Source organism: Bradyrhizobium sp. USDA 3650 (assembly GCF_054057395.1).
Map to the genome: position 1 here is coordinate 2,057,701 of NZ_JBSRZG010000001.1, position 12,963 is coordinate 2,070,663.

Below are 12,963 nucleotides of genomic sequence, written 5' to 3' on the forward strand. Positions count from 1 at the left end.
ACGGCGACCAGTTGCCGTGACGGAATGAACATGACGGCGCAGCACCCGCTGCATTTCTTGCTCCTTGTTTGAGCATGATCTTTTCGAAAAACCGCTTCGCACTTTTTCGGATCATGCTCTCAAGTCCGCGCCGAGCCCTGCAGCCGATAGCGGTCCAGCGCCACGGCGCCGATGATCACCAGACCCTTGATCACATATTGCCAGACGTCGGACACGCCGATCAGGATCAGGCCGTTCGACAACACGGCAATGATCAGCGCGCCGACCAGCGTCCCCCAGATCGAGCCGATGCCGCCGACAAAGGAGGTGCCCCCCAGGATCACGGCGGTGATGGCGTCGAGCTCGTAAGACTGGCCAAGCTGCAGGCCATTGGCGGCATAGAGCCGCGCCGCCTGCATTGCGCCGCCGAGGCCCGCGAGCAGGCCGGACACGCCGTAGACGAAGATCAGCACGGCCCAGACCTTGATGCCGGCGAGCCGCGCCGCGCTTTCGTTGCCGCCGACCGCGTAGATGTGCACCCCGAGCACGGTGCGCTTGAGCACCAGCCACGACACCAGGATGACCAGCAACGCGATCACCCAGAGCCAGGGAATCGACAATACGCCGGGGATGAGGGTCAAGGCGCCGTTGCCGATGAAGGCATAGGGGATCGACGGATTGAACACCGTGGTGTCGGCGCCGAGCAGGCGCGCGGCGCCGCGCACGGCGGTCAACGATCCCAGCGTGACGATGAAGGGCGGCAGGCGCAAGAGCGCGATCAAGCCGCCATTGAGAATGCCGAAGACGGCGCCGGTGAGCACCGCGGCCGGCAACCACAGCACCCCGAGATCTGGGAATTTGGAGATGATCAGCCCGGCCATCGCCGACGCCGCCAGGATGGAGCCGACCGACAGGTCGATGCCGCCGGTGAGGATGACGAAGGTCATGCCCGCGGCCAGCACGGTATTGACTGCGGATTGCTGCACCACGATGCCGATGTTCTGGCCGGTGAAGAAGCGGCCGTCCGACAGCACGTGAAAGCCGATGCACAAGAGCAGCAGCACCGGCAGCATGCCAACCGCGCGAATGATCATCCGCGTCCGCTGCCGCTTGGTCTCCTGCGCGGCGGCAAGACCGGGCGCCACGGGGGCCGCTTTCGCGGGAGCGCCGTTCTCAGGCATCGAGCTGCTCCGTTCCGGTGGCGAGGGCCATGATCTCCTCCTGACTGAGCGGCGATGTCGCGTTGCGCCGGATCTGCCCGGCGATATGTCCCGCGCGCATCACGATGACCCGGTCGCAGATGCCGATGATCTCGGGCAGGTCGGACGAGATGACGAGAACCGCGGTGCCCGATTTCGCGAGATTGTCGATGATCGAATAAATCTCGGACTTGGCGCCGACGTCGACGCCGCGGGTCGGCTCGTCGAGGATCAGGATTTTCGGGCCGATCGCGAGCAGCCGCGACAGCAGTACTTTCTGCTGGTTGCCGCCGGAGAGCCCGCCGGCGGGAACACCGACATTCGCAGCGCGGATGCCGAGCCCCGCGAACGCGCGCTTGGCGCGGTCGCGGGCCTTGTCGCGGTCGAGGATGCCGCCGAATTTCGCATCGCGGCCGAGCACCGCGAGATTGATGTTGTCGAGGCAGGACATGTCGAGGAACAGGCCGAGCGCCTTCCTGTCCTCGGTGAGATAGGCAATGCCAGCATCCAGCGCCTCGCCCGGCGTGCGGATCGAGACCGCGCGCCCCTCGATCTCGACATGGCCGGAGACCATGGGCGCGGCGCCGATGATGAGGTGCGCAAGTTCGGTGCGGCCGGCGCCGACCAGGCCGGCAAGGCCGACGACCTCGCCCGCATGCACCGTCAGCGAACATCCCTTGACGCGCCTGCCGTCGGCGATGTCGACGGCCGCAAGCACGGGAGCGCCCGACCGCGCCTCATTCCTGGGATCATGCTCCTTCTTGTAGAAGGACGAGACGTCGCGTCCCACCATCATCCGGACGATGTTGTCGGCGCGGATGTCGCCCTTGTCGAGCGAACCTACCAGCGTGCCGTCGCGGAGCACCGTGACGCGATCGCCGAGCGCATAGACCTCGTCCATGCGATGCGAGATATAGATGATGGCGAGACCTTCGGCACGCAGCTGGCGGATCAGCGCGAACAGCCTTTCGCTCTCACCGGCCGACAGCGCGGTGGTCGGCTCGTCCATGATCAGGATTCTGGAGCGGGCGTGCAGCGCGCGCGCGATCTCGACCAATTGGCGCTGGCCCATCGAGAGATTGGCGACCTGCGTCTGCGGCGTGAAATCCGCGCCGAGCCGCGCCAGGATCGGACCGACGCCGGCCTGCATCGCCTCGCGCGCCAGCAAGCCGCCGCGGGAGACCTCGCGACCGAGATAAATGTTCTCCGCAACGCTCAGATTGGGGGCGAGCGAGAGTTCCTGATAGATGATCGCGATGCCGGCAGCACGGCCGCCGAGCGGGCCGCTGATCTGCACGGGCTGGCCGTCGATGCGGATTTCGCTGCCCGGATCCGGCCGGTAGGCGCCCGACAGGATCTTCATCAGGGTGGATTTGCCGGCGCCGTTCTCGCCCATCAAGGCGTGGATCTCGCCCGCGTAGACGGTGAGGTCGACGTCGCGCAGCGCCTTGATGCTGAAGAACGATTTAGAGACCCGGCGCATCTCGAGGATGGGCTCGCTCATCACACCTCCCCGATGCGCCGACGGCGGCATCGCAATCTCACCCGCGTCTCGTTGGTCCCTGGCGCGGGTGCAAGCATTAAACAAAAGGTTGTGGCGCAGGGCAATACCTCCGGCATGCCGACCAACGGTCCGGCGCTGCTTTTATCTTTTGCAGACGGAACCGATCTCGCGCGTGATGCCTTTTCTTCGCCACATCATCGCGTATCGCGATCAGCGCGGCGGCCGGTACAGGCGGCGCCATTGCGGAAGCCGCTCGGCATAGGCCTGCGCAAGCGCGCGCTCGGGCTCGAAGGTCTCGACGCGCCGTGGCGCGGTGCAGACGGCGTCGATCGCCTCACCCGTCACGGCGAGGCGGCCGAGCCGCGCCGCACCAAACGCCGCGCCGGTCTCGCCGTCGGCAAAGCGATGCACCGGCACGTTCAGGACATTGGCCAGCACCGCAAGCCAGAACCGCGACCGCGAACCGCCGCCGATGACATCGGCCTCCGCGATCGCCAGCCCGGTCTCGGCAAGCACGTCCCGGCAATCCGCAAGCGCGAAGGCCACGCCTTCGAGCACGGCTTGCACGATCGCGTCACGATCGGTGGCGTGACTGAGGCCATCGAGCATGCCGCGTACATCGGGATCGTCGTGCGGCGTGCGTTCGCCGGAGAGATACGGCAGGAAGCTGACCGGCGACGGCGCCTTCGGGCGCAACCTGAGCGGCGCCAGCAGGTCGGCCTCGGAGCTCCCCAACAGCCGCGCGATCCACGACAGGCACGAGGCCGCCGAGAGGATCGCGCCGGCTTGAATCCATCTATCCGGGACGGCGTGACAGAAAATGTGCACGACCCGCTCCGGGTTGGCCGCGATCGTCTCGGTCGGCACCAGCAATGCACCGGAGGTTCCGAGCGAGATGAAGGCTGCGCCGGGATTGACGGCGCCGATGCCGACGGCTCCCGCCGGATTGTCGCCGGCCCCGCCGGCTAGCATCGGCCGCCCGGTCATGCCCCAGCGCTGCGCCAACTCGCTCCGCAGCCGTGCCGCCGGCGCGCAGCCCTCGACCAGGCGCGGCATCTGCCGGCGCGACAGAGTGGTCGCAGCGAGCCCCTCATCCGACCAATCGCGGCTGACAACATCGAGCCACAGCGAACCCGAGGCGTCCGAGACATCCTCGATCGCCTCGCCCGTCAGCACCAGGCGCAGATAGGCCTTTGGTTGCAGCACGAGTTTTGTCGCCGCGAAGATCTCCGGCTCGTGCCTGGCGACCCACAGCAGTTTGGGCGCGGTGAATCCCGGCATCGCCTTGTTGCCTGTCGTCGTCCGCAAGGCGGGCCAGCGCAGCTCCAGCTCGGCGCATTCCGCAAAGGACCGCCCGTCATTCCAGAGAATGCAGGGCCGCAACGGCACGAGACCGGCGTCGAGCAGCGTCGCGCCGTGCATCTGGCCGGACAGGCCGATGCCCTCGACCTCGGCCAGCTCGCGCGCGTGGTCCGCCTTCAGCGCATCCAGCGTCGCGAACGTCGCTTCGATCCACTGTGCCGGGTCCTGCTCGCAATGGCCGGGACGCGGCGAGAAGACCGTCAGCGACCGGCTGCGGCTTGCCACCACGCGCTGCGCGTCGTCGACCAGAACGGTTTTGACGGCAGAGGTGCCGAGATCGATGCCGAGATACATGATGCGACTGCCTTGTGCATCCACGACATTGCGGCCATGGCGGTCCCGATGTTGGCATGCACCCGTCAATCATGTAACCCCACCCGAAACCTTGCCGGGACGCAACGCCCATGACCACCGCCGCCACCCACGACGCGGGAGCCACCCGCGCGCTGATCCTTGCGTTGCTCGCACTGGCCTGCGGGCACATGCTCTCGACCTTGCTGCGCACCATTCCGGCGGTCAGCCTCGACCTGATGGCGGCGGATTTCGGCATCGAACCCCAGGCGCTGGCGAGCCTCACCTCGGTCTATCCGTTCGCGTTTGCGGCCGCGCAGATCCCGGTCGGTGCGGCGATGGACCGCTTTGGCGTTCGGCCGGTGTCGCTGAGCCTGCTCGCGGGAACCGTGGTCGGCGCCATCGCGTCGGGGTTCGCGACGGGACCCGAAAGCTTCGCCGTCGGTCAGGTGCTGCTGGGCGTCGCCACCTCCGGCATGCTGATGTGCCCGATGACACTGGCGGCCAAGCAATTGTCGGCCGCGCGCTTCGGGCTGTGGTCGGGCGCGATCCTCTCGATTGGCAATATCGGCATGCTGCTATCGTCGAGCCCGCTCGCCTTCGTGGTCGACACTTACGGCTGGCGCGCCGGGTTCTGGATCTCGGCGCTCGGCGGCGTTGCCGTGGCGCTCGCGGTGTTCCTGCTGGTGCCGAGCCAGCCCGCCGAGCACAAGGACGAGTCCTCGCCGCTGTCGCAGATGATCGAAGTGCTCAGGCTCGGACTTTCGCGGCCCTTGCGCGGCCTGATCGCGCTGGCGCTGGTGTCGCTTGCGACCTCGCTGGTGCTGCGCGGCCTGTGGGGCGGGCCGTGGCTGATGCAGGTCAAGGGATTGTCGCGGGTCGAGGCCGGCAATCAGCTCGGCGCGTTCACGCTGGCGATGATCGCAGGTCCGCTTCTCGTCGGCATGATCGACCGCAGGATCGGACGCCGCCGCGCGCTGGTGGCGGGAACGCACCTGGCCGGCGCATTGCTGCTGGCGCTGATGGCGTTAGGGGCGCCGCACTATGCTGTCTCCATGCTGCTCGGCTTTCCCGTGATGCCGCCGCAATACGACCTGGTGCTGTTCGTGCTCATTGGCTTGGCGACCTCGGCGCAGCCGCTGCTGTTCGGCATGTCGCGGCAGCTGGTCGACGCCCAGGTCGCGGGCAAGGCGCTCGCGGCGATCAACCTCGCCTTCTTCCTCGGCGCGGCGCTGATGCAGTCGATCACCGGCGCGGTGGCGGCGTTCGCGGGGCTGCCGGCGGTGCTGCTTTTCATGGCTGCCATGCTTGGCATCGGCGCGCTGATCTTTTTGACTTATACCTCGTCGCGTTCGTAGAGGGGACCGCCGCGTCGGGAAACTCTTCGAACGAGCTCCACCACTATCAGCAGTGTCGCTTGATATTCCCAATTTGGGTAGTATAATCCCCAATATGGGTACGAATGCAGAAACCATAAACCTGTCAAATGCACTATTCTCCAAGGTGCAGCAGCGCGTGCTTGGTCTCATTTTCGCGCATCCCGACCGCAGCTTCTACACGTCGGAGATCATCCGGACCGTTGCCTCCGGCACGGGGGCGGTCGAACGCGAGCTATCGCGCCTGCGGCGTAGTGGCCTTGTCTCGGTCGAGCACATCGGCAATCAAAAGCACTATCGCGCCAACCGGCATTCGCCGATTTTCGAAGAGCTGCAGGGCCTCGTCCTCAAGACCGTGGCGCTGAGCGAGTTCTTGAAGAAAGCTCTTGAACCCTTCGCGAGTAAGATAAAGACTGCTTTCATCTTTGGCTCGGTCGCCAAGGGAACGGACACCGCGCAAAGCGATATCGACGTCATGGTGATCGGAGACGACTTGGACTACTCGGACCTCTACACCGCCTTTCAACACGCCGAGGATCGCCTGCTTCGCAAGATCAGCCCGGCTTTTCTCACATCGGAAGAATGGCGGCAGCGGTCTTCGCGGGCCGGCTCCTTCGCCAGGAAGCTAGCTCTCGGCCCGAAGACGTTCATTCTTGGCACTCAACGCGATTTGCGCGCATGAGCAAGACCGAGCTCGACAATCTCGTGAGGATCAAGCGGCTCAAGATCGAGCCGCCCACACGCAGCGAGTATCTTGGTGGTTGCGGCCGCGGGCAGCCGGTTGAAAGATGCTCAGAATGAAGACCTGGATCCCGATAGCCGTTTTGACCTGGCCTATGGCGCAGCACACCGGCTTGCGCTGGCTGCACTCCGGCGCGAGGGCTATCGTTCGGAAGACCGTATCACGGTATTTCAGACGCTGGTGCATACGATCGGAACGAGTGCACCGGAGATACAGGTCTTCCTCAAGGCCCACAACGAACGAAATCTTGCCGAATATCAGGGCCGGATGGAGATCGACGAAAAGCTTCTCGCCGACCTGGTTCGGTGCACGAAGACAATCGAAGCGGCGGTCGCCAAGCTTGATCCGCCAGCGAAGCACTAGCCCCCAGCATCGCTGGCGATGACGTAAGGAATAGTCCATGCCTGTCGACACCAAAGCCGCCACCGACCGCCTCATGCGCTTTCTCGCCGTCGAGGGCGTCACGGGACAGGAGGCTGCGATCGGGCGTGAGCTCACGGCTGCGCTGAAGGAGAGCGGCGTGCCGGCGAAGGCGATCCGGCTTGACGATGCCAATACCCGCATTCCGGTGCCGACCGAGACCGGCAATCTCATCGTCGACTTGCCCGGCCGCGGCGCGCTGCACAACCAGCCGCGCATCATGTTCATGACCCACATGGACACCGTGCCGCTATGCGCCGGCGCCAAGCCGAAGAAGTCGGGTCGCAAGATCGTCAATGATGCGAAGACCGCGCTCGGCGGCGACAATCGCTGCGGCTGCGGCGTGCTGGTGACGCTGGCGGCCGAGCTCGAAAAGCAGCAGCTCGATCATCCGCCGATCACGCTTTTATTCTGCGTGCGCGAGGAGAGCGGGCTCTACGGCGCGCGCCACGTCAAGCTCGACGAGCTCGGCGCGCCGGTGATGGCGTTCAACTATGACGGCGGCTCGGCCTCCAACGTCGTCATCGGCGCCGTCGGTGCCGACCGCTGGACCGTCGAGATCTTCGGCCGCGCCTCGCATGCCGGCGTCGCGCCCGAGCGCGGCATCTCCTCGACCATGATCATGTCGCTGGCGCTTGCCGACGTGAAGGCCGGCGGCTGGTTCGGCAAGGTGGTGAAGGGCAAGGGCGCAAGCGCGCGGCAGGGCACCAGCAATGTCGGCCCCGTCACCGGCGGCGAGGGACGGCCTGCGGGCGACGCCACCAATGTCGTCACCGACTACGTGCATGTGCGCGGCGAAAGCCGCAGCCACGACGGAAAGTTCTTCAAGGAGATCACCAAGGCCTACAAGGCCGCGTTCGAGAAGGCGGCCAGGAAAGTCACCAACGCGCAAGGCAAGTCCGGCAAGGTCAAGTTCAAGGCCGAGACCGATTATTTCCCGTTCCGCATGAAGGACAACCTTCCCGTCGTCAAACGCGCGGTGGAGGCGGTGTCCGCGGTCGGCGGAACCCCGAACGTGCGCACCGCCAATGGCGGCCTCGATGCCAACTGGATGGTCCGCCACGGCGTTCCGACCGTGACCTTCGGCGCCGGCCAGAACGAGGTGCACACCGTCGACGAGTGGATCAATCTGGACGAATACGATCGCGCCTGCGCGCTGGCCGTGCAGCTCGCAACGATGCGGTGAGGCGCGCCGGCAAAATCGAGGCGGCCCCGGCCCGCTGCGCTTGATCTAAATCAAGTGACACAGAGGTGGAAGGTCCAGCAGTGGCCGGAGGTCGCGAAAGATCGGGGCACGGACCCATTGCCATTCCTCCTAGCAGCATGAGCTCCCAGGCCACCTCCCGCAGTTGCTGGCGCGTGACGGGCGTCTTGATCCTGTCTCTTGCTTGCGCATCCTGCGCAGGACGCCCCTTGCAGGGCGTGCTCGTTCCGGTCGAGGCCGCGGAGAGCACGTCGCGTGTTCCGGTGCTTGTTGCGACGACCCGCGAGCGCGCCGCCGTCGACACTGGCGACATGTTCAGCCGCGAACGTGCCGCCGCGATGTCCTATGCGATGGTCTCTGTCTCAATTCCGCCTGACGAGGCCCGCGTCGTCGGTGCGATCCAGTGGCCGGTGGTGCCGCCCGGCGATCCGCGCCGCGAGTTCGTCACCGTGTCGGCCGACTACCTCGACAGATCCGCCTTCAATACTGCCATCAACAGTGTCGCCAAGAAGACCCGCCGCAGCAAGGCGATGATCTTCGTCCACGGCTTCAACAACCGCTTCGACGATGCGGTCTATCGCTTCGCGCAAATCGTCCAGGACTCGAGAGCCCCGGTGATTCCGATCCTGTTCTCCTGGCCCTCGCAAGGCCTGGTCGGATTGCGCGCCTATGAGCGCGACGGCGAGGTCGCCCGTGAATCCGTCGGATCGCTCGACGGGCTGATCGAGCAGGTGGCGATCAACCCCGCAATCCGCGAGGTCACCGTGCTCTGCCATTCCATGGGCTGCCTGATCACGCTGAATGCCCTTCAGGCCAGGGCACGCCGGACTGGGAAGATCGGCGGCAAGATCAGGAACGTGGCCATGGTGGCCCCCGATGTCGACTTCGCGGCGTTTCGCGAACAGATGCAGGAAATGGGATCGTCGCGGCCGCGCTTCGCGCTGTTCCTGTCGCAGGATGACGGTGCGCTGAAGCTGTCGAAGTCGATCGCGGGCGGCCTCACCCGGCTGGGCGATGTCAACGCGGAGGAAGAGCCTTACAAGGACGAGCTGGCGCGGGCCAATATTCTGGTGTTCGACATCACCCGCTTACAGGGACAAGCGCATTCGCGGGCCTTCGAAGACGTGACCACCGTGATGGGCATGATCGAGCGTAGGCTCGCTCAAGGTCAGCAGCTTGCCGAGGACGTTTCACGGCGACCGGCCGCCGGCGCGCCGGCGCAATAGCTCAACGCGATCTTGCCCAGGATGCGCCGCGATGTCGCAACGACCGCATTGCCGTGGCGCGAACGTCGGGCTAGCCTGCAAAGAAAACGCAGGAAGAAAATCATGCCGCGCATTGCAAACATCGAGACCGGATTCTACCGGATCCCCCTCCCCGTCATGCTCTCCGACTCGACCCACGGCGACATCGCAGCGTTCGAGCTGATCACCTGCCGCATCCGCGATGCCGATGGCGCCGAAGGCGTCGGCTACACCTACACGGTCGGGCGCAATGGCGGCGCCGTCGCCGACATCCTCAAGCGCGAAATCCCGCCGCTGGTCGAGGGCCGCGAGGCCGATGATACCGAAGCGATCTGGCATCACGTCTGGTGGGGCCTGCATTATGGCGGCCGCGGCGGGCCGGCGGTGCTGGCGCTCTCGGCGCTCGACATCGCGCTGTGGGATTTGAAGGCGCGGCGGGCGAACCTGCCGTTGTATCGATTGCTCGGCGGGTTCGATGCGCGCGTGCCCTGCTATGCCGGCGGCATCGACCTCGATCTCTCGGTCGAGGCGCTGCTGGAGCAGACCGACGGCAATCTCGCCAAGGGCTTTCGCGCCATCAAGATGAAGGTCGGCCGGCCCGATCTCAAAACCGACGTAGCGAAGGTCTCCGCGATGCGACAGCATCTCGGCGACGGCTTTCCGCTGATGGTGGATGCCAACATGAAATGGACGGTCGAGGAGGCGATCCGCGCCGCCCGGGCGTTCCAACCCTACGACCTCACCTGGCTCGAGGAGCCGATCATTCCCGACGACGTCGCGGGCCATGTCCGCATCATGCAGGCCGGCGGCGTGCCGATCGCAGCGGGCGAGAATTTGCGCTCGCTGTGGGAGTTCAAGAACTACATCGTCGCGGGCGCGGTGTCCTATCCCGAGCCTGACGTCACCAATTGCGGCGGCGTCTCCGCCTTCATAAAGGTCGCGCGGCTGGCGGAAGCGTTCAACCTGCCCGTCACCAGCCACGGCGCGCACGACATCACCGTGCATCTGCTCGCGGCCTGCCCGAACCGGTCGTATCTGGAGGCGCACGGTTTTGGGCTCGACAAATATATCGAGCATCCGCTGGTGCTGCAGGACGGGCTTGCGCTCGCGCCGGACCGTATCGGCCACGGCATCAGCTTCGACTGGGACGGGCTGGCGAAGCTGTCGGGGTAGCGCGGATCCGCAGCCGCCGGTGCGCCCCCTCTCCCGCTTGCGGGAGAGGGTTGGGGAGAGGGTGTCTCCGCAGTGAGATCCCCAATGACGATCGAGCCCTCTCCCGCAAGCCGGAGAGGTGAAGTGGAGCGCGCGGCGCGGTCGGTTTGCACCAGCAAGCATCAACGCGTTGCTGCACCCGAGGCATTCGCTGGCGCTTGATGCAAGCTGCGGTTATTCGGCTATGGTGTCGATGCCGACACACAATCCGAGAGATTCCCGCCTTGACCCCCGAGCTGCACCAGAAACTGACCGCGTGGCGCCGGCATTTGCATGCGCATCCCGAACTGTCCCTCCAGGAGAAAGCCACCGCCGCCTTTGTGCAGGACAAGCTCACCGAGCTCGGCATTTCCTTCGAGTCAGGCGTTGGCGGCCACGGCATCGTCGCGACCTTGACGCGCGGGCACGCCCAGGGCCGCGTCGGCCTGCGCGCCGACATGGATGCGCTGCCGATCACCGAAGATACGGGGCTAGCCTACGCTTCGCAAAATCCCGGTGTGATGCATGCCTGCGGCCATGACGGGCATACCGCTTCGCTGCTCGGCGCCGCCGCGCTGCTCGCCGCCGACACCGACTGGAGCGGGACGGTCGTTTTCATCTTCCAGCCGGCCGAGGAAGGTTTTGGCGGCTCGCGCGCGATGGTCGCGGCCGGGCTGTTCGAGCGCTTTCCGATGGATCGGGTGTTCGGCTTTCACAACTGGCCGGGACTCGCCGCCGGCACCATCGCGGTCCATGACGGCGTCGTCATGGCCTCCGGCGGGCGCATCACCATCACCATCGACGGCCATGCCGGTCACGCCGGCATGCCGCATCTGACGCGCGATCCCGTGATGGCGGCCGGCCATTTGATCGTGGCGCTGCAATCGATCGTGTCGCGCAGTGTCGATCCGCTCGACACCGCCGTGCTCTCGCTCTGCACGCTCGAAGGCGGCACGGCACGCAACCAAATCGCCGGACGCGTCTCGATCGGCGGCACGCTGCGCTACCATCGCGATGCGGTGAAGGACACCGTCGTGGCGCGGATCGAACAGATCTGCGCCGGGATTGCCACGAGCTTCGGCGTCAAGGTGACGCCGGAGATCGTCATTGGCGTCGGCGTCGTCATCAACACGCCGGCCGAGGCGGATCTCGCGCGCCTCGCCGCAGACAAGGTGCGGGCCGAGCTGCGGCGCGACCTCGCGCCCAGCATGGCCGGTGAGGATTTCGCCCATTTTCTCTCGCGGCGCCCCGGCGCCTTCGTCTGGATCGGCAACGGCGAATTGCGGGACGGCGCCGAGCTGCACGGCCCGCGCTATGATTTCAACGACGCGATCCTGCCGGTGGCATCGAGCTGGATGGCGGAAGTCGCCAAGGCGGCGCTGGCCTCGAACTAGGCCCCGCTCAAGAGATCTCGCGCGGCAGCTTCCAGCCGGGCTTCGGCTCGAACGTTTCCTCGACCTGCGCGACGTGATAGCCGGCGGGCAGAAGGCGGCCGCCCTCCTCGTCCGCGACCGGCACGTCGGTCACCAGCCCCTCGATCAAGGCGGCTTCCCACACCTCCTTCTCGGAGGGAAAGGGATCGCCGATCTGCTTGTTGCCTTCGAACAGCGCGTACATCGGTTCCGGTCCTGCGTTGATCAAGCTCACGAGCAACGTATCGGCCGCACGGACGTTCCCATCCGGCAAATCGCAACGGATGGACACCTCAAACATGGCGCGCGTTCTGATCGGAACTTCCGGCTGGCACTACGCCTCCTGGCGAGGCCCGTTCTTTCCCGAGGGCGTGACGCTGAAGCAGCAGCTGAGCTATTACGCCGGACAGTTCGACACCACCGAGCTGAACGGAGTGTTCTACCGCACCCCGACGCCGGAGGCCGTCAAGGGGTGGCGAGAGCAGACCGGCCGCGATTTCGTCTTCGCGTGGAAAGCGTCGAAATTCATCACGCATTGGAAGCGCCTGTCCGACCGCTCGGTGAACAGCCTCGAGCTGCTCGAGGATCGCATCTCACGGCTCGGCGGCAAGGCCGGCCCGATCCTGTTCCAGCTGCCGCCGCAATTCGAGGCCGACGCGGACCGTCTCGCCGGCTTCTTCAAGCTGCTGTCGCGGAAGCGGCGTTACAGTTTCGAATTCCGCCATCCGAGCTGGTATCAGCCGCGCATCTTGCGGATGCTGGCCGACGAGAACATTTCGCTGTGCCTGTCCGACCATCACGACGCGCCGGCGCCGTGGAAGCGCACGGCGGATTTCGTCTATGTGCGCGGACACGGACCAAGCGGGCGCTATCACGGGCACTATACGAAACCCACGCTGGCGCAATGGGCGCGGCGCATCAAGTCCTGGAAGCGGCAGGGCTGCGACGTCTACGTCTATTTCGACAACGACCAGAAGAGCGCGGCGCCGGCCGATGCACAGGCGTTGAAGCAATTGCTGTAGCGCCCACAAGCGCAGGA

12 protein-coding genes are annotated in these 12,963 nt (G+C 65.8%); 8 read left to right on the top strand and 4 right to left on the bottom strand.

The genetic code is table 11. From position 1 onward, the window contains the following. Window positions 1-119 precede the first annotated feature (119 nt). The 3 genes from ACVIN2_RS09745 to xylB form a co-directional block, all read right to left on the bottom strand. Window positions 120-1,160, bottom strand: a complete 1,041-nt coding sequence (locus ACVIN2_RS09745; RefSeq protein ID WP_456765455.1) for an ABC transporter permease subunit — start codon at window positions 1,158-1,160, stop codon at window positions 120-122. Next, window positions 1,153-2,682 (bottom strand): sugar ABC transporter ATP-binding protein, encoded by a 1,530-nt coding sequence (locus tag ACVIN2_RS09750; RefSeq protein WP_456765456.1) that lies wholly within the window; start codon window positions 2,680-2,682, stop codon window positions 1,153-1,155. Before ACVIN2_RS09750 ends, ACVIN2_RS09745 begins: the two co-directional genes overlap by 8 nt. A 210-nt stretch (window positions 2,683-2,892) precedes the next feature. Then, entirely contained in the window at window positions 2,893-4,338 is a 1,446-nt protein-coding gene (gene xylB / locus ACVIN2_RS09755) for a xylulokinase (protein ID WP_456765457.1), read from the bottom strand. Window positions 4,339-4,448: 110 nt separating this feature from the next. Here xylB and ACVIN2_RS09760 point away from each other — a divergent pair, with 110 nt between their 5' ends. The 7 genes from ACVIN2_RS09760 (at window position 4,449) to ACVIN2_RS09790 (ending at window position 11,906) form a co-directional block, all read left to right on the top strand. Continuing rightward, the gene (locus tag ACVIN2_RS09760) at window positions 4,449-5,693 is read left to right on the top strand and encodes an MFS transporter (protein ID WP_456765458.1); all 1,245 of its coding nucleotides are present in this window, start codon (window positions 4,449-4,451) and stop codon (window positions 5,691-5,693) included. A gap of 94 nt (window positions 5,694-5,787) precedes the next feature. Next, the gene (locus ACVIN2_RS09765; protein WP_456650873.1) at window positions 5,788-6,393 is read left to right on the top strand and encodes a nucleotidyltransferase domain-containing protein; all 606 of its coding nucleotides are present in this window, start codon (window positions 5,788-5,790) and stop codon (window positions 6,391-6,393) included. A 75-nt stretch (window positions 6,394-6,468) separates the two neighbouring features. After that, window positions 6,469-6,816, top strand: coding sequence for a hypothetical protein (locus ACVIN2_RS09770; RefSeq protein ID WP_456765459.1), 348 nt, complete (start codon window positions 6,469-6,471; stop codon window positions 6,814-6,816). A 37-nt stretch (window positions 6,817-6,853) separates the two neighbouring features. After that, window positions 6,854-8,059, top strand: coding sequence for a M20/M25/M40 family metallo-hydrolase (locus ACVIN2_RS09775; protein WP_456765460.1), 1,206 nt, complete (start codon window positions 6,854-6,856; stop codon window positions 8,057-8,059). Window positions 8,060-8,295: 236 nt separating this feature from the next. Further along, a complete protein-coding gene (locus tag ACVIN2_RS09780; protein WP_456769686.1) occupies window positions 8,296-9,303 on the top strand; it encodes an alpha/beta hydrolase in 1,008 nt (335 codons plus the stop codon). A 102-nt stretch (window positions 9,304-9,405) separates the two neighbouring features. Further along, a complete protein-coding gene (locus tag ACVIN2_RS09785) occupies window positions 9,406-10,494 on the top strand; it encodes a mandelate racemase/muconate lactonizing enzyme family protein (protein ID WP_456765461.1) in 1,089 nt (362 codons plus the stop codon). 263 nt (window positions 10,495-10,757) lie between these two features. Further along, a complete protein-coding gene (locus ACVIN2_RS09790; RefSeq protein ID WP_456765462.1) occupies window positions 10,758-11,906 on the top strand; it encodes an amidohydrolase in 1,149 nt (382 codons plus the stop codon). Window positions 11,907-11,913: 7 nt separating this feature from the next. On the opposite strand, the gene ACVIN2_RS09795 is transcribed toward ACVIN2_RS09790, so the two are convergent. Continuing rightward, window positions 11,914-12,129 carry a hypothetical protein gene (locus ACVIN2_RS09795; RefSeq protein WP_007607539.1) on the bottom strand — a complete coding sequence of 72 codons (216 nt, stop codon included), beginning with the start codon at window positions 12,127-12,129 and terminating at the stop codon, window positions 11,914-11,916. A gap of 94 nt (window positions 12,130-12,223) precedes the next feature. Here ACVIN2_RS09795 and ACVIN2_RS09800 point away from each other — a divergent pair, with 94 nt between their 5' ends. Further along, window positions 12,224-12,946 (top strand): DUF72 domain-containing protein, encoded by a 723-nt coding sequence (locus ACVIN2_RS09800; RefSeq protein ID WP_456765463.1) that lies wholly within the window; start codon window positions 12,224-12,226, stop codon window positions 12,944-12,946. Window positions 12,947-12,963 lie beyond the last annotated feature (17 nt).